The 23417-nt window shown below is 65.9% G+C and carries 15 protein-coding genes; 8 read left to right on the forward strand and 7 right to left on the reverse strand.

Annotation, left to right across the window (positions count from 1 at the left end; genetic code table 11):
• Positions 1-15: 15 nt before the first annotated feature.
• On the forward strand, positions 16-1050 hold the full coding sequence (locus AOP75_RS07310; RefSeq protein ID WP_062077809.1) for a tocopherol cyclase family protein: 1035 nt from the start codon (positions 16-18) through the stop codon (positions 1048-1050).
• Between the two features lie 13 nt (positions 1051-1063).
• On the opposite strand, the gene AOP75_RS07315 is transcribed toward AOP75_RS07310, so the two are convergent.
• Positions 1064-1390, reverse strand: a complete 327-nt coding sequence (locus AOP75_RS07315; protein ID WP_062077811.1) for a hypothetical protein — start codon at positions 1388-1390, stop codon at positions 1064-1066.
• Between the two features lie 224 nt (positions 1391-1614).
• Between AOP75_RS07315 and AOP75_RS07320 the strand changes: the two genes are divergently transcribed.
• Entirely contained in the window at positions 1615-2157 is a 543-nt protein-coding gene (locus AOP75_RS07320; protein ID WP_062077813.1) for a PadR family transcriptional regulator, read from the forward strand.
• Positions 2158-2195: 38 nt separating this feature from the next.
• A complete protein-coding gene (locus AOP75_RS07325) occupies positions 2196-3869 on the forward strand; it encodes an ABC1 kinase family protein (RefSeq protein ID WP_062077815.1) in 1674 nt (557 codons plus the stop codon).
• 3 nt (positions 3870-3872) lie between these two features.
• Here AOP75_RS07325 and AOP75_RS07330 read toward each other — a convergent pair whose 3' ends face one another.
• Together AOP75_RS07330 and AOP75_RS07335 are read right to left on the reverse strand one after the other, a co-directional pair.
• A complete protein-coding gene (locus AOP75_RS07330; protein WP_062077817.1) occupies positions 3873-5333 on the reverse strand; it encodes an NAD-dependent succinate-semialdehyde dehydrogenase in 1461 nt (486 codons plus the stop codon).
• A 67-nt stretch (positions 5334-5400) separates the two neighbouring features.
• Positions 5401-7053, reverse strand: coding sequence for a DUF389 domain-containing protein (locus tag AOP75_RS07335; protein ID WP_062077819.1), 1653 nt, complete (start codon positions 7051-7053; stop codon positions 5401-5403).
• Positions 7054-7193: 140 nt separating this feature from the next.
• Between AOP75_RS07335 and AOP75_RS07340 the strand changes: the two genes are divergently transcribed.
• On the forward strand, positions 7194-7988 hold the full coding sequence (locus tag AOP75_RS07340) for a L,D-transpeptidase (protein WP_062077821.1): 795 nt from the start codon (positions 7194-7196) through the stop codon (positions 7986-7988).
• A gap of 64 nt (positions 7989-8052) precedes the next feature.
• Here AOP75_RS07340 and AOP75_RS12640 read toward each other — a convergent pair whose 3' ends face one another.
• Together AOP75_RS12640 and AOP75_RS07345 are read right to left on the reverse strand one after the other, a co-directional pair.
• A complete protein-coding gene (locus tag AOP75_RS12640) occupies positions 8053-8202 on the reverse strand; it encodes a hypothetical protein (protein ID WP_161794554.1) in 150 nt (49 codons plus the stop codon).
• 66 nt (positions 8203-8268) lie between these two features.
• The gene (locus AOP75_RS07345; protein WP_062077823.1) at positions 8269-14628 is read right to left on the reverse strand and encodes a hypothetical protein; all 6360 of its coding nucleotides are present in this window, start codon (positions 14626-14628) and stop codon (positions 8269-8271) included.
• Between the two features lie 314 nt (positions 14629-14942).
• Here AOP75_RS07345 and AOP75_RS07350 point away from each other — a divergent pair, with 314 nt between their 5' ends.
• Together AOP75_RS07350 and AOP75_RS07355 are read left to right on the forward strand one after the other, a co-directional pair.
• The gene (locus AOP75_RS07350) at positions 14943-17810 is read left to right on the forward strand and encodes an FAD-binding and (Fe-S)-binding domain-containing protein (protein ID WP_062077825.1); all 2868 of its coding nucleotides are present in this window, start codon (positions 14943-14945) and stop codon (positions 17808-17810) included.
• 55 nt (positions 17811-17865) lie between these two features.
• Positions 17866-18360 carry a CAP domain-containing protein gene (locus AOP75_RS07355; RefSeq protein ID WP_161794555.1) on the forward strand — a complete coding sequence of 165 codons (495 nt, stop codon included), beginning with the start codon at positions 17866-17868 and terminating at the stop codon, positions 18358-18360.
• Between the two features lie 42 nt (positions 18361-18402).
• Here the strand turns inward: AOP75_RS07355 and metX are convergent, their stop codons facing one another.
• A complete protein-coding gene (metX, locus tag AOP75_RS07360; RefSeq protein ID WP_083966768.1) occupies positions 18403-19599 on the reverse strand; it encodes a homoserine O-acetyltransferase MetX in 1197 nt (398 codons plus the stop codon).
• A 179-nt stretch (positions 19600-19778) separates the two neighbouring features.
• Between metX and AOP75_RS07365 the strand changes: the two genes are divergently transcribed.
• Positions 19779-21281 (forward strand): NlpC/P60 family protein, encoded by a 1503-nt coding sequence (locus AOP75_RS07365; RefSeq protein ID WP_083966769.1) that lies wholly within the window; start codon positions 19779-19781, stop codon positions 21279-21281.
• A gap of 126 nt (positions 21282-21407) precedes the next feature.
• Here the strand turns inward: AOP75_RS07365 and AOP75_RS07370 are convergent, their stop codons facing one another.
• The gene (locus AOP75_RS07370; protein WP_062077830.1) at positions 21408-21929 is read right to left on the reverse strand and encodes an inorganic diphosphatase; all 522 of its coding nucleotides are present in this window, start codon (positions 21927-21929) and stop codon (positions 21408-21410) included.
• A gap of 104 nt (positions 21930-22033) precedes the next feature.
• Here AOP75_RS07370 and dacB point away from each other — a divergent pair, with 104 nt between their 5' ends.
• The gene (gene dacB, locus AOP75_RS07375) at positions 22034-23416 is read left to right on the forward strand and encodes a D-alanyl-D-alanine carboxypeptidase/D-alanyl-D-alanine endopeptidase (protein WP_062077832.1); all 1383 of its coding nucleotides are present in this window, start codon (positions 22034-22036) and stop codon (positions 23414-23416) included.
• The last annotated feature ends 1 nt before the right edge of the window (position 23417 follow it).

A 23417-nucleotide genomic window follows, 5' to 3' on the forward strand; every position in this document is an offset into this window, starting at 1 on the left:
TCCATGGACGTGAGCATGCGGTCGTCCGCCCAAGCCCTGCGTCGGACGGTGAAGACCCTCGCGGCGACGCGGCGACCGGCCGGCTATCACGGGGATTACCAGGGCAGCGCCGGCTTTTTCGAGGGGTGGTACGTCAAGTTGGTCTCGGCGGACCGCTCGAGCCGGCTCGCGGTGATCCCTGGAATCTTTAAGGGTGAGGGCGATGCCCAGGATGAGGCCTTCGTGCAGGTCCTTGACGGGGTGACCGGCGAGTCCTGGTACGAGCAGTTTCCTGCATCTCAGTTCACTGCGGACTCCAAGGTCTTCAATGCGGCGGTCGCCGGCAATCGCTTCAGCGAAGAGGGCATCGCGCTGGACCTGGACGGGCCCGACCTTCGCGGGGCAGTGGCCTTTACCGACCCCATGGACCCCTGGCCCGTAACGCTGACGGAGCCAGGAATCATGGGCCGCTACGCGTGGGTCCCGGTCATGGAGTGCTATCACGGCCTGGTGTCGTTCGGGCATGGACTGCAGGGGAGCCTCACGTTGGGCGGCCGCGAGCTGAACTTCGACGGTGGGTACGGGTACATCGAGAAGGACTGGGGGCGCGCGTTCCCCTCGGCGTACGTGTGGATGCAGACCAATCACTTTCCGCACCCAGGCGTGAGCCTGTCTGCGTCGATCGCCACCATTCCGTGGGGCAGGCGTAGCTTCCGCGGGTTCATTGTTGGTCTTCGCATCCCGGGCGCGGACGGGGGTGAACTCCACCGCTTCGCGACCTACACGGGGGCGCGGTCCGACCTGGACATTGACGATGCCGAGGTCAGGTGGAGCCTGCGGAGCAAGGCAGGCGAGCGGCTGACCCTGCGCGCGGAGCGCCGACGGGGCGGGCTTCTCCACGCTCCGGTGCGGACACAGATGCACAGGCGGGTCGAGGAAACTCTGGATGCGCGTGTGCATGTGCACCTTCAGGACCGCGACGGGCGCACGGTGTTCGAGGGTGCCGGTGAGGCCGCAGGGCTTGAGGTGCACGGCGATCTCGACGCGCTCCTTGCGATGCAGGGCAGGTGACGCGCCGGTCGGCCTAGTCGTCGACGGCGTCCTTGAGTTCGTCCTTGGTCATGGTGGAGCGGCCGTCCACGCCCTTGCGTTTGGCCTCTTCGTACAGTTGGTCTTTGGTGCGGCCCTTGGCGCCGCTGTGGGAACGCTTGCCGCCGCGCTCGCCGCTGGACATGTCCTCGGTCGACGTGCGCGAGGCTTGCTCGGACTCGCCCGCGCGGGCCCGCTCCTTGTTGACGGTGCGGGCGGCGATTTCTTTGGCGGTGTCTTCGCTCTCGCCCCGCTCCATCGCGGAGTCCTTGATGTGCGCGTACTGACGTTCGCGTTTGTCTGACCATTCCTGGGGTGCCATAGGTGCCTCCTGTGGTGGGTGACGACTGCGTCAACGCGCCGGGGTCGCGCTTGCTTCCCTGGGGGCCGATGCCTGGGTGACGCGGGCGGGAGGGTGACCGGGGGACAGGCCCTCGGCTCGCTGTGGTTGCGCGCGCGGCAGCACCGTGTGACGATAGCAACGTATCGTTCACTATCGTTCGCTATCGCTCAGCCGCCCGTGGGCGGCGTGGCAAGGAGGTCGCCATGACCAGTGGATTCCGTTCAGCGGGCCGTCACTCGAACCCCGGTGAGGCCGTCTGGGAGGCCGTGCAGCAGATGCGCGCCGGCGTAGAGAAGAAGGTTGGCACCCGCATGGGCCGCGGCGATGTGCGCGCGGCCGTCCTCGCGCTCTTGTCGGAGGACCCCATGCACGGCTACCAAATCATCCGCGAGATCGAAGAGCGCACCGACGGCAGGTGGAAGCCCTCCGCTGGCTCGGTGTATCCCACGCTCCAGCTGCTTGCTGACGAGGGCTTGGTGACGGCAGAAACCGTTCAAGACCGCAAGGTGTACACCCTGACCCCAGAGGCGACGGAGCAAGCGGCAGCCGCCGCGGCATCGGCCCCTTGGGCTGCATCAGACGAGCCCGAGGCTGGCCAATTCAGCGCACTGTCAAAGGCTGGCTTTGACCTCGCGCAGGCCGCGGGCCAAGTCGCCACTTCCGGAACCAAGGAGCAGCAGCGCCGCGTGACCGAGGTCCTCAACGAGTCGCGACGTAAGATTTACTCGATCCTCGCTGAGGACTGACGGGTCCTCGTCGGTCCCGGTGGGACCGAGGAGAGTTGATGTCTGACACCCCCCACGGGCGGGCCCGTTACCGACGCATTGTGCGCTTCGCCGCGCGTCACCTCGCGTCGATCTGGTGGTTCGATCTTGTGCTCCCGCGCATTGGCCTGGGAGGCATCGCAGACCGCACGCGCGCGGAGCGCATGGAGACGTTTGCGCGACGCTTCCGCGTGCTCGCGGTCGAGCTTGGCGGGCTCATGATCAAACTGGGGCAGTTCCTGTCCTCGCGGCTCGACGTACTGCCGCCGCAGATCACCAAGGAGCTCGAGGGCCTCCAAGACGAGGTGCCACCCGTCGAGTTCGACCAGATGAGCGCTCTGGCACTGGAGGAGTTCGGGGCGCCCCTCGAATCGGTGTACGCGCATGTCGATCCGGTGCCGGTCGCGGCCGCGTCCCTAGGCCAGGCCTACCGAGCCAGACTCAAGGACGCGGACGTCGCGGAGATGGGCTTTGCCGACGTCGTGATCAAGATCCAGCGCCCGAACATAGGCGAGATCGTCGACATCGACCTCGCTGCGCTGCGGCGCGTGGGCGGCTGGTTGCGGCGGTTCCGCGTAGTCAACAAGCGCACCGACATGCCCGCCCTGATTGAGGAGTTCGCCCGCACCAGCCGTGCGGAGATCGACTACCTCCACGAGGCCGCCGCTTCCGAACGCTTCGCGGCTGACTTTGCGGACAACCCGCGCGTGCGCGTTCCCACCGTGGCATGGGAGCGCACCACCAGGCGGGTACTCACGCTTGAAGACGTCTCCGCCATCAAGATCTCCGATGTCGCGACACTGCGCAAGGCCGGCATTGCCCCAGCGGATGTGGCGAACGCCTTCGCGTCCGTGATGTACGACCAGTTCTTCACCCACGGCTACTTCCACGCGGACCCTCACCCGGGCAACCTCTTTGTGACACCCGGCGAGGGCGATGCCGGGGACTGGACCCTGACCTTCATCGACTTCGGGATGATGGGCGAGGTGCCGGAGCACCTGCGCGGTGCGCTCCGGGCGCTCTTGGTTGCCTCCGCGGCCCGCGACGGCCGCGGCATGGTCTCCGCGATGCAGGAGGCCGGCGTGCTGCTCGACAGCGCCGACACCTACGAACTTGAGCGCGTCATGACCAAGGTGTTCGCACGCTTTGGAGGCATGGCGGTCACCGAACTTCGCGATGCCGACCCGCAGATGCTGCAGGACTTCGCTCTCGAGTTTGCCGACGTGCTGGTGGAGATGCCTTTCCAGTTGCCTGAGGACTACCTGCTCCTGATTAGAGCGGTGTCGCTCACCTCAGGCGTATGTAGTGGGCTCAATCCCGCATTCAACGTATGGGACTCCATCGAGCCATACGCTGCGCAACTCCTGCGCGAGGAGTCCAGCCAACTGGTGGGCGACATTGCGAGAGAGGCCGTCGACCTGGTGGGCATCGCCTGGCGCCTGCCCCGCCGCCTCGACTCCGCCTTGGAGCGTGTCGAAGAGGGCCGCATCGGGGTAGTGGCGCCCAAGGTTGAGCGAGCAATGACCCGGCTGGAGTGGACCGGGCGGCGACTGATCTCAGCAATGGTGTTTGGCGCGCTCCTTGTCTCCGGAGCATTGGTCCACTCCAGTAGTCCGGCGCTGGGAAACCTGCTCATGATCGGCTCCCTGGTGCCGCTTCTGCACGTGGTCTTTGGGCGCCGCAACCCTTCGTAGCCGCTACGGGGTCATCGTGTACTTGGTCTCCAGATACTCCTGGATTCCTGCCGCGCCACCCTCGCGGCCCAGCCCCGACTGCTTCCAGCCGCCAAAGGGTGCGGACGCGTTGGACACGACTCCCACATTGAGCCCCATCATGCCCGTCTCCAACCGGTCAATCATGCGCTGACCACGCGCGAGGGACTCCGTGAAGACGTAGGACACGAGGCCAAACTCGGTGTCATTGGCCATCGCGACCGCCTGGTCTTCATCGCTGAACGTCGCGATCGCCAGGACTGGCCCAAAGATCTCCTCGCGCAACAGGCGTGACCCCGGCTGCACATCGGCCAGCACGGTCGGCGCATAAAACGTGCCGTCGCCCTCAAGCGGGGCCCCGCCGGTGAGCACGCGCGCGCCGCGCTCGCGTGCGTCCGTCACCAGTGCATCGGCCTTCTCCACGGCGTCACGGTCGATCAAAGGGCCGATGCTCACGCCCTCTTCCGTACCCCGGCCCACCTTCATCGTGCTGACGGCGTCGGTCACCCGTGCGGCGAACTCTTCAGCGACGTCCTGGTGCACCAAGAACCGGTTCGCCGCGGTACACGCCTGGCCAATATTGCGGAACTTCGCGGCGAGCGCCCCATCCACGGCGGCGTCCATGTTGGCGTCGTCAAACACCACGAAGGGGGCATTCCCTCCGAGCTCCATCGAGGTGCGCAGCACGTGAGTCGCGGCCTGCTCAAGCAGCGAGACCCCCACAGGTGTGGAGCCGGTGAAGGACAACTTTCGCAGGCGGGGGTCGCGGATCAGGGGCTCCGAGACTGCCTGAGAGTGCGCCGTGGTGATGACGTTAACGACGCCGTCGGGAACGCCGGCCTCATGGAGCACCGAGGCGAACAACAAGGTCGTCAGCGGAGTGGCGCCCGCAGGCTTGACGACCATGGTGCAGCCCGCGGCAAGCGCGGGAGCAATCTTGCGGGTCGCCATGGCCAGCGGAAAGTTCCACGGCGTGATGAGGTAGCACGGGCCCACCGGGTGACGGCTGATGATGGCTCGCCCCGACCCCTCCGGATGGGCGCCGTAGGTGCCTGCTGAACGCACCGCTTCCTCGGCAAACCACCGCAGAAACTCTGCTCCATAGGTGACCTCACCGCGGGACTCGGCGAGGGGCTTGCCCATCTCCAACGTCATGAGGAGCGCAAACTCCTCTGCGCGTTCCGTCACGAGCGTGAACGCCCGGCGCAGAATCTCCGAGCGTTCCCGTGCGGGCGTGCGCGCCCACGCTGGCGCGGCATCGACTGCCGCATCAAGCGCCGAGGTGCCATCGGCCACCGTCGCTGACGCGACCGAAGCGAGGACCGCGCCCGTGGACGGGTCGGTGACGTCAAGGGTGGCGCCGTCGGCCGCCGGGCGCCACGAGCCGCCGATGAACAGCTCTTGGGGTACGCGCGAGATCAGCGCGGTTTCACGTGTGGCGGGCATGGCTCCTCCTGGGGTCGGGACCCTTCCACGGTGCTACGGATCGGTCACAGATGCGAATTCTCTACCGTTAGTTCGAGGGAGCCTCGACAGTCGTGACGGTCACAGGTGTGAACTCGATGGTGACGCTCACCGCCCGCCCCAGTTCCTCGGTGAACTCCTGCTGCAAGGCCAGCGCGGATGGCGGTTCGCCTTCTCCGGCGAGGGCGACCGTGACGCCGTCCGCAGCCACAGAAATGTCCTGTACCTGCACAGGTGTGTCCTCGCCCAGCCACTCGTCGACAATCCCTTGCGCCTTTGACTGGATCGCCGCGGTCGCGAGGAGGCCCTGCGAGGTAAACATGAGCGGCACCAGGATCACCATGGCGAGCGCGACAAACGGGATGACCGTGGTGAGGATGCCTGACGTGCGGGACTTGAGCACCGCAGGCCGGGCAAAACCGGTGAGCACAAAGACCGCACACGCCGACAGCACAATGGCGACAAAGTTGGTGAGGAACAGCAAAAGTGCGCCCGAGGCATCGGCCCACCGCGTCGCCCCCAGCGAGATGCCCACCACCGACAATGGCGGCACGAGCGCAACCGCGATAGCGACGCCAGCGATGGACGCGGAGACGCGCTTGTCGACGGTCGCGAACGCCCCGGCCGCACCCGCAGCGATCGCGATGAGCATGTCCAGCAAGGTGGGATTGACGCGAGAGACAATCTGCGTGTTCGTGTCGAATGCGACGGCGACCGGAGCCCACGCGGCAAGGCCGTAGGACAGCAGGATCGAGACCGTTACACCCATGCCCACCATGAGCAGGGAGTCGATGGCTCGGCGCCTCCACCCGTTGATGATTGCTCCCGCCAGCCCCAGGATGGGGCCCATGAGCGGCGCCACCAGCATCGCGCCAATGACCACAGCGGTCGAGTCTGCGAGCACCGCGAAGGTCGCAATGGCGACGGACAGGACGAGCATGACCCAAAAGGCGGTCCGTTTTGCCAGCCGGGCGGGTGATTCGTAATACAGGCCCTCAGCGAGCTCCTCCCGGCGCTCGCGGCCAATGTCGGAGTTCTTGATCGAGTCCCACAACACGGTCGCGACGCCGTCGCGGTACGGGTCCGCTTGCGACGGCACGAGTCCCTCCGCGCGGCGCAGGCCCCACGTGACCAGCACGAGGCCCAGAACAAGCGCGACCACGGCAATGCCGGAGATCATCGAGGACGTAACGGTGCCGGGCGAGATGACGGCCAGAACCCCGACGGCGGTGACGGTGACGCCCGCCGTCAACTTGAGTGCACGGTGGGAAACGCGCCGGCGAACCGCATTTCCGATCACATACACGGTCCCCCGGAAGATCACGTAAAGGCCGGTGAGCCACACCACGAGATCGAGGCCGAGCTCTGCACCGACCGCGCCCTGAAACGCAAAGAAGGCCATGACCGCGGCGAGCAGCAGCGCCCCGAGCCCGCGAATGAACGCGAGTACTCGGTTGGAGCGGCGGCGGAGGCGGTGCTTGCCGGTGAAGGTGGACACGAGATCGAGGACCCCTGAGGCCGCGATCGCGGCGCCCACCGCCACGGATACGGCCGTCGTGGAGAACCCGGGGAACAGGAGCACGACGGCCCCACCGATGGCCGCGATGAGGCCCTTGACGGAAGCGGGATTCGCGATCGCCCGCAGCCCCTCGCGCAACTTGACCCAGACGCGGTCAGAGTCGCGCACCATAGTCTCGGACATGCTCTCTCCTCTTGCAGGTGCGCTCATCGTACGGCCGCGCGCGCACGCGTGCGCGCCCTCGCGCGACGCGTCGATGCTCACTAGACTCGAGAGATATCCGATGAGGGGCGGAAGCGGCGATGAGGACGTGGACACGGTCAATGCGCGTGCTTGCTTTGTCGAGCGTCGCCGCGGTGGCGTTGGTCGGCTGCACCGGCGACTCTGGGCTGGAGGAGACCACCGACGCTTCCCCCCAGCCGGCGGTGTCGGCCTCCGGCCCCACCGCCTCGCCCGACCTCGCCATTCCGCAGGTGATTCAGCAGTCGAGTATCGCGACGGCGCCAAGTGCGACCGTCACCGTCTACGACGCTCCCGACGGCGACGTTCAGCAAGAAATCGATGCGAACGACGTGCTGTCCGTGCCGGAGTCGACGCCCCTGACCTTCCTGGTGAAGGAGGCGACCGACGGCTGGCTTGAGGTGTACCTACCGGTCCGCCCTAACGGATCCACCGGCTGGATTCCCGCGAGCGATGTCACCCTCAGCAGCACTGACTACCGCGTTGAGGTAGGGCTGGATGACTTCACCTTGACGGTCTATCAGGGGGCGGATGCCGTCGTGACAACGCCGATTGGCGTGGGGACGGATGACCGGCCCACACCAGGCGGGGTGTACTACATTCGCGAGCTATTGCAGCCGGAAACGCCCGACGGCCCCTACGGCACCTACGCATACGGACTATCCGGGTACTCCCCAGTGCTCGAGACCTTTAACGGCGGTGAGGCCATCATCGGCATGCACGGCACTAATGAGCCCGACTCCCTGGGCGAATACGTGTCCTCTGGATGTATCCGCATGGCCAACGATGTCATCACCGAGCTCGTCACGGACTACGGCCTGCCATTGGGGACGCCGGTGTACATCTCCGAGGACGCTGCTCCCGTCACGACCGCCTAGTGCGGCTCACGGTGCACACAGCCTGACTGAGGTGAGGTCCCGCGTGCCCGCCCGCGGCTGTGATTCAGTCGCCGGGCGAGTGCTGCTGCGCGGCCGCACGCCAGCCATGAGGTGAGCCATCGGGAAGCCCGGTCACGCGTGGATCGGGAAGCCCGGTCACGCGTGGATCGACGATGGGCGTGGGGCGGTCACGCGGCCAGTGCAGCCTGGCCATGACGAACGCCCGCCCTGCACAACTGAGGTGTGCAGGACGGGCGTCCTTGGAGCGGCTGAGGGGGGATCAGCCGGTGTAGGTGATCACCGCCGCACTCACCGGCGTGGCTGCCGGGGCGTTGGTGCTCACGGTCTGCACGGTCGGCGCCGTCACGCAGGTGGGCGTGGGCGGCGGGTAGTTGACCGTCAGCGAGGTGGTCGGGTTGACGTCCAGCCGAACTTCGATGCCGTGACGAGTCCACCCGTAGTTATTGGTGCCGACCTCGACCCATGCGCCCGTGGCGTCCTGAGCCCAACCGGGCCAGCCGGTCGGTACAAACGTTGCCGGGTTCGTGGGATCGATCTGGTCCGCGGTGTAGCCGGCTGCCGGGGCAACGCTGGCTCCTGGCCACAGGACGTACCCGTCGCCAATTGCCACCTGCACCTCGACGTTCTGGCTCTCATCCGTGGGGTGGACGAACGTGATGGTCGCCGTGCCGTCGTCCGTGGACCTGTTCTGCGGGTCCGTCAGTTCGACGTTGTAGGTGAGCCACGGCGAGTCTGCGACGCACAGACTGCTGAGTAGCGAGCCGGCGAGCGTGGGATCGATGGGCTCTGGGCAGCCGTTGTTCGCGGCTTCCTCATCCCACAGGTCGTACGCGTCGCGGTTGGCGTCGTACTCATCGGCCGTAATGGTCGACATCTCGCCAGTGCCGTCGTCAGCAGCCACACAGATCTCGACGGGCGGAACATCGCAGTCGTCGGTCGCCGCAGGGTAGGCGACCGAGTCGATCGTCACCTCAGGGTTGACGCTGACGTTGATGCTGACGCCGTTGCGAGTCCATCCGAAGTTGCCGTCGCCGACGTTCTCATACGTGCCATCGGCGAGGGTCTCGTAACCAGGCCACTCGACCACGACGCCGTCAACGAAAGCCGTGCCGGGCCAGGGGACCACACCGGTCCAGCGCAGCCATCCGGTCTCGTCCGCGTCCGTCTCGGGATCGTCGGCGAGCACCTCAGCGAGTGCCTGGTCCAGCACCACTGGGATGGAGTAGTTCTGAGAATCGTCGGTGGGGTGCAGGAAGGTCAGCTGCGCCTCAGCCGTGCCATCCTCGCCGAACTCGACCTCGGTGTACTCGTCCTCGAGCACCACAGTCCACTGGAGGTAAGGGGCATTGGCGTCACAGATGCCGCCGAGCACGCTCGGGTCAATGGTGGCGCATCCCTCCGGCACCGGAATGGTGAACTCAGTGGTGAAGAGCTCATCCACGACCTCGCTTCCTGGGCTCCGCGCAGTGATCGTGTAGGTCCCGGGGGAGAGGTCCCCGAGGTTCATGACCTGTTCCACTCCACCGCGGGTGGCGGTGCCGAGAACCCTGGCAGGCACGTCGTTGCCGTGGAATGTCGTGCCCTCGAGCGTGAACTCGAGTTGCGCAGAACGCGCGGACCCGACCGTCACGGTATAGGTGGCGGCAACATTCGGGTCCTCACACGTGGGCGTTTCATAATCCACGGCTGACACCGGCGGAACCGGGTTGCAATCGAACCCGACGAGCAAGTAGAGAAGGTCCGTGTTGCGGCCCTCAAAGCTCATCAGTTCGGTGCCGAGGTTCTCGATGGTGACGGCCGGAATGATGTCGCCAGCGTGGTTGTCGCCGTCACCGCTGTGGCGTTCCCAGCGGTCGGGATGGACGAAGGAAAGCTCGTCGCCCACGGCGCTCCAGCGGATTGCGACCTTGCGGTAGCCGTCCTCATCGTCAGGCGTGCCAGCGTGGCACAGGTAGAAGGTGCCGTTGATCGGAGCGCACTCGTCATCGCCGTTCACTGGCTGCGGGTAGTCGCTGTAGTAGTCCGCGAACTCCTGCTCGGTGACGGTCATCCGCACATATCCGCGGTCGGTGATGGCCATCGCGCGGGCATCATTGTCGGTCTCCCCGCCAGCAGGCACGCAGATGTCGACGTTGCCCTGGCAGCCGTTGTCGTAGAACTCGGCGAACGGGCCTTCTGAGGTCCAGGTCGCTGCGACCGCGCTGTGGACCTCGGCCGGCTCCTCGTGAGTCAGGACTTCGAACCCTGCATGGAGATAGCCGGTCAGATCGGTCGGGTCGATGGTGACCGTCTCCGTGCCATCGGGCGCCTTGGTGTAGGTCCACGTCACGGTCCCGGTCGAGTACCCAGAGGCCGCGTTGTCATCTGGCACACAGACGTCCACAGTGCCGGAGTTCACGCACGGGTCGCTGACCTGCTTGATGATGAGGTGGTCCTTGTACAGTGCGTGGTCGGCATACTTGGAGCCGTCCATACCGAGGCCGTTGGCGATCAGCTCCATCAGCGTGTTGTAGTGGCCGGTGGAAGCGATCTTGTACTTGTCGAGTTGGAACGCGGTCACCTCGCCGCAGACTGGCTCAGGCGCGCAGTCCTCGAGCGCCTTGAGGGCATCGAAGCTGTCGCCCCAACCCACATAGGTCTGCTTGTCGGGCGTGAAGTTGGCCTTGAAGACGCCGGTCTTGGCGCCGGCGGGACCAGTGGTGGCGAGAAGATCCACGCCGCCGTTGATCTCCCAGCAGACGAAGACCTCAAACTCGCAGAAGCCCTTCTTGTTGGGCGCAAACGCGTTCGGGTACATGTCCTTGGCCTGTTGCTCGGTCACGGTGATGACCATCCAGGGGTTCGTGGGCCCTGTGGGGCCTTCGGCGATGGCCGCAGTGAGTTGCTGCTGTCCATCGACCGGCACACAGATGTCCACGTCGTCCTGGCAGCCGTTGTCGTAGAACGCCTGGTTCCACTCGGGGTGCTGAGCAACGTCTTCGAACAATTCATCGAGGTGGTTCTTCACCGTGAACGCCGGGTGTGGGCCCGTGAAGTCGGTGGTGAAGCCTTCGCCTTCAAGGGTTTGGGTGTAGGTCCAGGTCAGGAGCCCCTGGATGTAGCCGGATGCAGACCCCTCATCCGGGACACATACCGGCACGGTGCCCGTGTTGGTGCAGTCCTGCCCTGACCGCTTCACGAACACGTGGTCGGTGTAGATCTGCGCGTCCTCTGGGCCGCCGTTGTAGCCCAGTTCGCCAGTCGACAACAGGTGGTCGAGTAGTGCGTGATCGGACTCGCTGTCGATCGTGTACAGGTCGAGCTGGTACCACGTGTCGTCGCCGCAGCGCGGCGTGTCGTCGTAGCAGTCGGTGAGGCTAGAGAAGTCCACTGACCCGTCTGCGTCTTGGTACACGTACTGCACTAGCTGCTGCTCGGGGTCGAACAGGTACGCCGCTCCGTCGGTCGGAGTGCCGTCGACGTCGGCTTGGATCTCCCAGCACACGTAAACCTGGTACTCGCAGAAGCCCCTCTTGTTGGGCGCAAACGCGTTGGGGTACATGTCCTTGGCCTGTTGCTCGGTCACAGTGATGACCATCCAGGGGTTCGTTGCGCCGGTGGGGGACTCCACTGCAGCGAGTGTCAGCTCTTGCTGTCCATCGACGGGAACGCAGAGGTCCACGTCGTCTTGGCAGCCGTTGTCGTAGAACGCTTGGTTCCACTCGGCGTGCTGAGCGACATTCTCAAACACGTCGTCGAGGTGGTTGGTCACTGTGTACGCCGGGTGAGGCCCTGCGTAGTCAGTGGTGTAGCCCTCGCCGTCTGAGTTCTTGGTGTATGTCCACGTCATGAGCCCCTGCACCAGGCCAGATGCGCTGTCGCCTGGCAGGCACACCGGCACGGTGCCGGTTTGGACGCATTCGTCTGCCTGTTGCTTGATGATGAGGTGGTCGCCACCGTAGATCGTGTGGTCGCCGTAGCTTCCGCCATCCATGCCAAGGCCATTGGCGATGAGGGAGAGCAGCGTGTCCCAGTCTTCCGTTGAGGCAATGTCGTACAGGTCGAGCTGGAACGCGGTGACGTCACCACAGATTGGCTCTGGCGCACAGTTCTCGAGGTCCTTGAGGTCCTCGAAGCTGGTGCCCCAACCGACGTACTCCTGGGGCGTCGGGCTGAAGTTGGCGACATAGACGGGGTTCTTTGCGCCCGCTGCGTCGGTCCAGGCCAGGAGGTCGATACCGCCCTTGATCTCCCAGCAGATGTAGATCTCAAACTCGCAGAAGCCCTGCGCGTTGGGCTCCGGCGCGTTGGGATAGTCGTCCACGCGCTCTTGCTGCGTGACGGTCATGAGGGTCCATGGGTTGGTGGGTCCGGCTGGGCCCGCAGAACGTTCCTGTTGATTGTCGACGGGAACGCAGATATCGACATCCGTTTGGCAGCCGTTCTCGCGGAACAGGGCGAAACTACCCGCACCGTCCCAGGTGCTTGCCACGGTGCTGTGTTCCTCAGCAGGCTCGTGGTGAGTGAGGATAGTGAAGCCGTCGTGAATCACGCCGGTGAGGTCCGCAGGGTCGGTGGTAACCGTCACGGTGCCGTTGGCGTTCTTGGTGTACGACCACGAGATGGTTCCTGGAGCCAGGCCGGACGCTCGGGAGTCGTCGGGCAAGCACACGTCGACGGTGCCGCTGTTGGTGCAGTCCGTGCCGTTGCGCTGGACAAAGACGTGAGTCTTGTAGATGCTGGCGTCTTCCGGACCGTTGTCCCACCCGAGTTCGCCGGCCTCAAGCAGGCGATCAATGAGGTTCCGGTCTCGGTTGCTGTCGATCACATAGTGATCGAGTTGGAACCACGTGGTGGTGCCGCACTCGGGCACGTAGTCCCAGCAGTCCTCAAGCGAGTACAGCGTCACCGTGCCTTCTGCGTTCTGGAAGAGGTGTTGCTTGAGTTGCTGCTTGGGGTCGAACAGGTTGGCCGCGCCTTCGGAGGGCTGACCGGTCACGTTGGCCTTGATTTCCCAGCATACGAAGACGTCGTAGGCGCAGTCGCCATTGTTCTTGACGTACCAGCCAGCGGGGAGTTCGGCCTGCACTCCCTCAAAGTTTTCACAAAGATCGGTGACGGGCGGCTCGCAGTTGTTGGCGATGTACGCCGCGATGTCGCCGTCGAAGTCGGAGGCTTCAATGGTCCGGAACACCGCACCGTTGTGGTCACGAACCTCGATGGCGGGGTGCACCGCGCCGTCAGCGATCTGCGGAGAAAGCGTGACGGTCGGCTCGCTACCGTGGCTCTTGACGTAGTTCCAGGTAATGGTCTGCAGCGTGTGGCCTCCTTGGCCGGTGGGCTGGCAGATGTCCACCTGTCCCGTCGCTGTGCAGTCAACTCCTGTCTTGTGGACGAAGGCCGCGGTGCGGTAGTCGTTCCAGATCTCGTAGTCCTCGGCGTTCCCGTCGCCGTCGACCCCGCCGAGCCCGTCGCGCTTGAGGCGCTCCAACAGCTCTTCGTCTTCCGTCGACGCGATCTTGTACTTGTCGAGCTGGAACCAGGTCTCCGTGCCGCACTCGGGCACGTAGTTCAGGCACTCCTTGAGCCCGGCCTTGGAGCCGGCTTGTTGGATGAATTTTTGCTTCGGTGTGAACCATGCGTCATTGATGATCGGCTCGCCCGCGTCGTTAAGGTCAAAGTCGTCGGACAGCACCTCCCAGCACACCCATACGTCGTACCAGCAGTTGCCCTTGCCGTCGCTTTGCATGCCTTCGGGAACGGTGGTTTGCGTGCCGTCCCAGTTCTTGCACACATCGGTTTGGGTGGGAGTCTTGCTCTTGCACACGATCCAGTGCGAGACGTCGGGGTTCTTCTTCCCGTCGCGGTCGGGTGTTTGGTACAGGACTCCAGTGGTCGGGTTCTGGTACACGACATAGGCGTTGTCACCCTTGACCGCGAGTACCTCGTACTCATACCCCTGAGGCGCTGGCTTGAGCTGAACCGAGTCCCACTCAGCCTGGGAGGTGCTCTTCACCACCGTTCCGTGGGGGCTGCTCTTGCGACCTTCAGTCGCATAGCAGGAGAGGTTGGGGTATTGACGCTGCATGTCCTTGAGCCGGATGTTGCCGGAGTACGTCGTTCCCTCGCCTAGCGGAAGCGAGGGGACCTCGGCGGCGCTGCGCTGCGCGGGGGCCTCGCTCTTGTCCTCTGCCGCGGGCTCTTCCTCCGCTGCGGGCTCCGATGACTTTTCGGTCTCAGCGGGCTGCTCTTCTTGCGCGGCGGGTGCCTCTTTCTTCGCCGGCGCCTCTTCCTTTGCGGGGGCGTCCTTCTTTGCGGGCGGCTCCTCTTCCTTCTTGGCGGGCTCCTCGGCCGCGGGCGCGGGAGCATCCTCCGTCGACTCTTCTTTCGCGTCGCCGGAGGACTTCTGCGCCTCGGGTTCGTCAGCCGGAGGGCTGGACTCATCCGGAGGTGGGTCTTGGCTGGCGGCGCCGTCCGCCTCGTCGACATCGTCGGGTGAGGTGAGGTCATTCACCTCCTTTTGCACGGCTTGGAGTACACGCATGCCCGTGTACTCGCCGGCGTTAGCTGGGATAGCCCAACCAACAATGGAAAGCGCCACTGCGGAAGCAACCGCAGCGAACTTGACCCTCAGCTTCATCACTGCCTCCTCGTCGAGGCGGGTACCCCCCTGCGGTACCCCTCAGCACCCCGACACGACTTCAACGCTAGTGACATTTCTCACACGCGCAACGGCAGAGTGTGACAGAAGTGAAGGAAGTGACAAGGTGTGAGCCAGTGTGACAAAAGTCACACTGTTATCTTCGCAGTGGCTGCAACACTATCGAAAGCGATAAGGAGCCACGGCGACACTACTGGCGCTGTCCAGCACCCGGCGGGACCCGAACGGTCGTGGCGCGTCGATCGGACTAGAGGCCATCGCGTGTGGCATCCGGCGCGCGCATCAGTGGAACAATGACGGACGTGACGATCGCTCCAGAACAGACGGCCCTCGCGGCGCATCTGCGTGCAGCGGTGGCCGGCGAGGTGGACGACTCGCCCCGCCGCCGAGCGGAGTACTCAACGGACGCCTCGAATTACCGGGTCCCGCCGCAGGTGGTGGTCTTCCCCCGCGACGCCGAGGACCTGATGGCAGCCCTCAGCGCGGCGCGCGAGGCAGGCGCCCCCGTCACTATGCGTGGAGGCGGCACTTCGGTCGCCGGCAACAGCATCGGCCCATCCGTGGTGATCGACACCAGCCGCCACATGAATGCGGTGCTCGAGCTCGACCCGCAAACGCGCACAGCGCGCGTGCAGCCCGGCCTGATTCTGGGAGACCTGCAGGCGGCGGCCACGCCTCACGGACTGCGGTTCGGGCCCGATCCCTCCACGACTTCGCGCGCGACGCTGGGCGGGCTGATCGGTAACAACGCCTGCGGACCCCACGCGGTCGCGTACGGAAAGACGTCTGACAACGTCATCAGTCTTGAAGCCATCACGGGCGACGGCCGTCAGATCTCTGCGACGCGCAAAGGCACCCACGCGATCGCAGGACTCGATGAACTCATCCGCGCCAACCTCGCGCTCATCCGACAGGAGTTCGGGCGGTTCGAGCGCCAGGTGTCCGGCTACTCGCTTCAGCACCTGTTGCCGGAACTAGGAGGGGATCTCGCCAAGTTCCTGGTCGGCACGGAGGGGACCCTCGCGACCACGGTTGAGGCCACGGTCGCGCTTGTGCCGATTGCGCCAGTGCGCCTCACCGTCGCCTTTGGGTACGACGACATGCCCAGCGCCGCGGACGCCGTGATGCCGATCATGGCCCATGGTCCGCACGCGGTGGAGGGGCTCGACGCCCGGCTCGTGGATCGCATCCGCGCGGCCAAGGGTGACGCGGCTATTCCCGCCCTGCCCGCTGGAGCCGGGTGGCTCTTCGTTGAAGTAGGTGCTGACACGGAGGATGAGGCGCGCGAGATACTCGGGCGCATCCGAGCCTCCGCCGGCACCACCTCGGTGACAGTGGTCGAGGACCCCCGCGAAGCTGCGCAACTGTGGGCGATCCGCGCGGACGGTGCGGGCTTGGCGGGGCGCAGTGCTGACAACAAAGAGTGCTGGCCCGGCTGGGAGGACGCCGCGGTGCCCCCGGAGAAGCTCGGCACTTACCTACGGGACTTTGACGACCTCATGGAGCGCCACGGGGTGACAGGCCAGCCCTTTGGCCACTTTGGCGATGGCTGTATTCACGTTCGCCTCGACATTCCTTTGCAGCAGGACGGAAAGCCCCTGCGCGCGTTCATGGAGGATGCCGCCGCGCTCGTCACGAGTCATGGCGGGTCGCTGTCGGGCGAGCACGGCGACGGCCGTGCCCGCGGTGAACTGCTCCACCACATGTACTCTCCTGACGCGATCGACCTCTTCGGTCAGGTGAAGGCTCTCTTCGATCCCGCCAACGCCCTCAACCCAGGGATCGTGGTCGACCCTGCGCCCCTCGACCTCGACTTGCGGCGCCCAGCCGCGCCAGCGACACCGGCCACCACGGGGTTCGCGTTCCTGCACGATCACGGGGATATGACCGAGGCACTGCACCGCTGCACCGGGGTGGGCAAGTGCCGGGCGGACGCCATTGGCTCGGGCAGTGGCTTCATGTGTCCCTCGTATACGGCGACCAAGGATGAAAAGGACGTCACCCGCGGGCGCGCGCGCGTGTTGCAAGAGGCCATCAACGGACAGCTCATTGGTGGGCTAGCGGCCCCAGAGGTGAGGGAGAGCCTCGACCTGTGCCTGAGCTGCAAGGCGTGCTCCACCGACTGCCCCTCCGGCATCGACATGGCGGCGTACAAGTCGGAAGCGCTGCACCGCACCTACCAGGGCAAGATTCGCCCGGTCACTCATTACAGCATCGGCTGGCTTCCGCGCTGGCTGAAGGTCATTGGTCTTGCCCCGCGCCTCATCAACACTCTGCTGAAGCCGGCGTGGATCCAGAAGGCCGCCGTCTCGATGGCAGGCATGGACACCCGGCGTCATCTACCCACCTTCTCGGCGACCCCGTTCCGCCGGAGCGCGGTAGCCAAGGCTCGCCGCGCATCGGCCACCACCCCACAAGCGGGGGAGCGGCGGGTCGTGTTGTGGGCAGACTCCTTCACAGATGGTTTGGACTCCGAGGTTCCCGCCGCGATCGTGGACGTGCTTGAGGACGCGGGCTTCGAAGTCGTGGTGCCCGAGCAGTCCGCGTGCTGCGGCGTGACCATGATCTCCACTGGCCAGTTGGATGCGGCGCGCAAGACTCTGGGCAACCTACTGCAGGTGTTGGGGCCCGTCGCCGTCAACGGCATCCCGATCGTGGGCGTCGAGCCGTCATGTACGGCAGTGCTGCGCTCGGACCTCGTGGAGCTGTTGCCGGATGACCCTCGCGCTCGCGCCGTCGCCGGCGGCACCTACTCGCTGGCCGAGGTCCTCACCGGCCGTGCCCCCGTGAAGCCACGCGAAGGGTGGGTGCCACCCCGGCTGGACGATGTCACGGCCGTGGTCCAGCCGCACTGTCACCAGTACTCGGTGACGGGATTCGGTGCGGACCGTGAACTCCTCGCGCAGGCAGGGGCGACGGTGACGGAGACCGCAGGGTGCTGCGGCCTGGCGGGCAACTGGGGCACCGAGAAGGGCCACTATGACACTTCCGTAGCGGTCGCGGAGAACTCGCTGCTGCCCGCGTTGCGCAGCGCCCCTGAAGGCAGTGTGTACCTGGCGGACGGGATCAGTTGCCGCACGCAGGCCGAGGACCTCGCGGGAGAGCGCGGCCTCCACCTGGCGCAGCTCCTCGCTCAACGGCTGGGCGGCACACGGCAGTAGCGACAGTGGAGGGCCGATGCTCGGGCCACCTTCACCGGGGGCCTACCCTGGGTACGTGCTTGCTCGCCGTCTTGTTCCCGTGTTCGTCGTCGTCGCCGTGCTAGCCGGCTGTACCCAGAGTTCCTCGAGCGTCGAGCTCCCGCCCGCGGATGATTTCGCTCAGGACGTGTTTGACGCCGTCAATGCCTTGAGGCTCGACGAGGGCATAGACCGGCTCGACGACTCGGGCTGCCTGGCGGACTACGCCGTTGCCCGAGCATCGCTCCTGCCCGGTGCGGTCGACGTGCCTCGTCAGGACCTGCCGGCGGACTGCGGCGACTACGACTATGCAGGTGAGAACGTCTCACGCTCCGACCAGACGGCAGTGGAGGTCGTTGATACTTGGGCAGCCAACGACACTCAATACCCCAACCTGGTCGACCCCGCCTTTGACGTCGCGGGCGTGGGGTGTGTGCCGGTCTCCGCGGCAAACAACTCTGAGGTCGCGGCTGCAGGCGAGGAGATTGGCGGGATGGCCTGCTCGATGATCTTCCTCGGACACGCGCCCTAAGTCCTGGGCGCGCACCTTACGCGACGTGACGGGCTCGGGTGGCTACAGGCCCTGCTCAAACTCCGCCATGAAGGCGTTGAGTTGACCGGACTCCACCAGGAAGCCGTCGTGGCCCACGGGTGAATGCACCACCTTCACGCCAAGCGACCCTGACAGCGCAGCGTCCAGCCGCTGCGAGTTCTTCAGTGGGTAGAGGCGATCGGAATCCACGGCCACCACCAATGCTGGGCTGGTGAACCGGGCGAGCGCAGTTTCGACGCCGCCGCGGTCACGTCCGACGTCGTGCGACTGGATCGCCTGTGCCAAACGCACGTAGGTGTTGGCGTCGAAACGGCGCGCGAGCTTACGGGCGTGGTGCTGAAGGTAACTCTGAATGGCGAACAGGCCGCCCTTGCCGAGCGGATCGCCGCCTTCTTGATACGTGCGCCCAAAGCGTTCCTGGAGTTCGCTCTCCGAGCGGTACGTGGTGTGCGCGATCATGCGTGCCACACCCATGCCCACATGGGGCCCGTCGCCGTCGGCCGCTGCATAGTAGTCGCCACCGCGGAACTTGGGGTCGGCGGTGATGGCGGCCAACTGTGCGGTCGACCATGCGATCTGATCGGCGCTGGTGGCGGCTGTCGAGCCCACTGGCGCGATGGCACCTACCCGCTCAGGTGCCATGACGGTCCACTCGATGGCGCGCATGCCGCCCATCGATGGCCCCGCGATGAGGCGCCAGCGGTCAATGCCAAGATGGTCAGCAAGTCGAATTTCCGCGTTCACCATGTCGCGCATGGTCACGTACGGAAAGCGGGAGCCCCACGGCTCGCCGTCGTCGGGATGGGCGGAGGACGGGCCCGTGGTGCCTTGGCAGCCGCCCACCACGTTGGCGGACACGACGAAGTGACGCTCGGGGTCGATCGGCTTGCCTGGGCCGACCATCGCGTTCCACCACCCGCCGGTGTGGTGGCCGGGTTCAGCAGGACCAAAGACGTGGCTGTCACCGGTCAACGCGTGTGCAATGTAGACCGCGTTGTCTTTGGCTGCGTTCAGCTCGCCCCAGGTCTCGTAGGCCATCCGCGCCTGTGGCAGGACGCCGATCGGGTCCGCCTCGAGCGGGAGGTCGCCTAGGTCGAAGAACTGGCGGCGCCCGGGGTGGTCACCCTCGCGCCAGGCCGCGGTCGCGGGAATGGGCGTGCCAGGGCCGGGACCCTGTTCAGCGGCCCATGCGTCTGATTCGATGCCGTCGTCATCCATACCGGAAACCACACTAGGGCACGTTCGCGCGCCCGACGCGCCGGAATGGGCTTGTCGAACCCGTCACAGGGGGTAGCGCTATCCGGTGACTCATGTTTATGCTTTGACAGATGAGTCGCATGTGACACATGTGACAAGTGCAGTCTGGGGTGGCGACGCCCGCTACGAGAGTGAGTCTGATGGCTTCTGAACGTCTAGCGCGCAGCATGGCCGCGCGCATTGCCGCACCCGTTCTCGCCACAGCGCTTGCAGTCGGCACGCTCACCGCCTTCCCCACCCAGTCTGCGATCGCCGCGGAGTACCCCGGCGAAAACGAGATTGCCGCCGCGCGTGCCGCTGCCGACGACGCCGCGACCTCCGTCGCTCAACTTGACGCCGCAGTCGCGAGCCTCGAGGACGCCCTGTCAGAGGCCGAGGTAGCCGCGCTGATCGCGCAGGAGGACTACTTGGTCGCGCAAGAAGACGCTGCGACCGCCCAGGAAGAGTTGACTGCCGCTGAAAAGGCCGCAGATGAGGCCGATGCCGCTCTCGCTTTGGCGCGACGCGGCCTCGCCGGCGCAGCGATGGCGTCGTACCGCAACGCGGGGTCCATGACCGAGCTCGAAGCCATCACGCAGGCAAACGGATTCTCCGACGTGGTGTCACGCCATGAGGCGATTGATCGCGCAAGCGCCGAGGCGGACGTCACTGTCCAGGAAGTTCGTGCAGCGGAACTTGTCGCTCAGACCATGCGCGAGCGTGCTGAAGCCGCCGCGGCCAAGGCAGAGGCTGCCGAGCAGCTCGCCCTGGACAAGTCGGAGGATGCCGAAGCCACGCGCTCTGCCGCCGACCAAGCCGTTCAGGACGCCGCCAGCGCGAGGTCCGCCGCCATCACTCGGTTGGCGCAGATGCGCGGAGTCACGGAGCAGCTGGAGCAGGAACGCCAGGACGGCCTCGCAGCTGAGCGCGCGCGCCAAGCACAGGAGGCCTTCGAGGCCGAGCAGGAGCGGCTGGCGCAGGAGGCGGCGACTGGCGCGGAAGAGACCTCAAACGAGGTGGGCTCCACGTCGACCCCCAAGCCGACCTCGAGCTCCAAGCCCGACTCGACGTCGACCCCCAAGCCAACCACGACATCGTCTCCCAAGCCTACGAAGACCTCGGAGCCGGAGCCCACGCAGACGCAGACCTCGCAGCCTGAGCCCACCGAGACTCGGACGCCTGAGCCGGAGCCCACGCAGACGCAGACCTCGCAGCCTGAGCCCAAGCCGACCAAGACCAGCACGCCGGAGCCCACGAAGGACCCCGAGCCCGGCGGCTCGTGGAGTTCATCTGCTTCGCAGGGTGCATCGGCCGCAGCGTGGGCACAGACCAAGATTGGTGCGATGTACCAGCTGGGCGGTGTGGGCCCGCGGTACGACTGCTCCGGACTCACGATGATGGCGTGGTCGCAGGCGGGCGAGTACATTAGCCGCACCTCGCGCTCGCAGTACCAGGCCGTGACGCATGTGCCGTACTCGCAGATTCGACCGGGCGACCTCGTGTTCTGGGGCTCGGGCAAGAACGCCTCAGCGATCTATCACGTGGCGATCTACATTGGCTCCGGCCGTGTCATGGAAGCGACGGTGCCGGGAAAGACGGCGCGCACGCGATCGATGTACAACTGGGCCGTGGGCGACATGATGCCCTACGTCGGCCGCCCGTAGGCCTCCAACGACCGCCCACCACCCAGCGGTGCGCCCGCCCCACGCCACATGGCACCATTTCGCTGTTTTAGCTATGCATAACAGCGAAATGGTGCCATCTGGCGTTGAGGGAAGGGGCGCTCGCCCCTAGTGCTGCGGCGGGTACAGCGGGTTCATGTGAGCGAACGGCGTGCCCTTGGCGCGCTCGAACGACTCCTGAATCTCCTGCTCGGCCTCCTCGCGGGAGACCCAGTGCGCACCTTCAACGGACTTGCCCGGCTCAAGGTCCTTGTAGACCTCGAAGAAGTGCTGCACCTCAAGGCGGTGGAAGTCGGAGACGTCGTCAAGCTCGCGGCGCCAGGTCTGGCGCTGGTCGCCCACAGGCACGCACAGCACCTTGTCGTCGCCGCCGGCCTCATCGCGCATGCGGAACATTCCTAGTGCGCGGCAACGGATCTGGCAGCCGGGGAACGTGGGCTCTTCGAGGAGGACCAACGCGTCCAACGGGTCGCCGTCCTCGCCGAGGGTGCCGTCAATAAAGCCGTAGTCGTCGGGGTAACGAGTCGACGTGAAGAGCATGCGGTCGAGCATGATGCGCCCCGTGTGGTGGTCCACCTCGTACTTGTTCCGCGAGCCCTTGGGGATCTCGATGGTGACGTCGAATTCCATAGCATTCCTAGCGTCGTTGATCAGTGTGCTGGGTACTAGTGTGGCCCATGTCGAAGGGTTCACGTGTGCGCGGAAGAGTAACAGCCGGGATTATGGTGCCGGCGGTGATCATTGCCGGAGTCGGCGGATACGCCGTCGCTGACGCATACGACCTGGTCCCCGGGTGGATCACCAATCAGCCTCTTCCCGTGGAGCCAGCGCCGTTCCTCACGGCCTCCGCCGTCGAGGTGCAGGCCCCCCGAGCATCGGCTGTGACGGAGGTCACCGAGACCGCACCGTTGCCCTCCCGGCAGGCCGTCCAAGCGCTTGCTCAAGAGTTGCGCGATGACGACCGCACCGGCGACTCCACGAACGTGTCTGTCGTGGACCTGCTCACGGGCGAGGTGATCGCTGACCTGGGCGCGGATGACCCCCAGGTGCCCGCGTCCACGACCAAGTTGCTGACCTCGGTTGCGGCCGTGTCGGCGCTCGGGCCCGACTACGCGATGAGCACCTCGGTCCGGTGGGATGAGGCGTCGCGCACGCTGACGCTGGTCGCCGGGGGAGACATGATGCTGGCGGCCGATGCCGGCCACGGCGGCGCTGAGGACTCGCCTAACGGTTGGGCCGGGATGGGGGACCTGGCCGATGTCGCAGTGGCGCAGGTAGGCGTGGACGCCTTGGCCTCGGGTCCCGTCCGCGTCACTGTCGACGACTCCGCTTTCGAGGGGCCGGCGGTCAATCCAGAATGGCCGCAGTACGCGTTGGATGTGGGCTATGTCGCGGCGGCCTCGGGGCTTGCCGTCGACGTCGCGCGGATGACGGACGAGCACTACGCGCCGCGCTTCGAAGACCCTTCCCTGGCTGCAGGGGACGTGTTCGTGGACCGCCTCGCCGAGCGCGGCGTGGAGGCGGGGGACGTCACCCGGGCCCGTGCGGAGGGCACCGCCGAAGAAGTGGCCGTGGTGCACGGCGCGCCGCTGTCTGCGGTGTCGACGTTGCTGCTGCAGGAGTCCGACAACACGATCGCGGAGATCGTGTCCCTCGTTCACGCCCGTGAGGTGGGCGAAGACACGACCGCCGAGGGCGCCGCGAAGGCCACGATCGGCGAGTTGGCCGCGATGGGGGTCGACACGTCCGGGCTTGAGCTCTTTGACGGCGCGGGATTCTCCGAGAACAACAGGATCTCGCCCCACCACCTCACGAGCGCGACCCGCGCCGCCGTGGCGAGCGACAACGTGGCTGACCTGCTCGATTGGCTGCCCATTGCTGCCATGGAAGGCACGCTCGACGGCCGCTACTTGGACAGCGACGCTGCGGGCCAAATGCGCGCGAAGACTGGTTCGCTCACTGGCGTCACGACCCTGGCTGGCGCGGTGCAGACTGCGGACGGGCGTTGGCTCGCGTTCGCGACCCTCGCCGACGGCATGCCCTACGGGCAGGAACGCCCCAAGGCTGCTTTGGACGAGTTCGTCACTGCTTTGGCACAATGTGGCTGTGAAGGTTGAG

The sequence above is a fragment of the Demequina globuliformis genome (assembly GCF_000975155.1).
GTDB lineage: Bacteria > Actinomycetota > Actinomycetes > Actinomycetales > Demequinaceae > Demequina > Demequina globuliformis.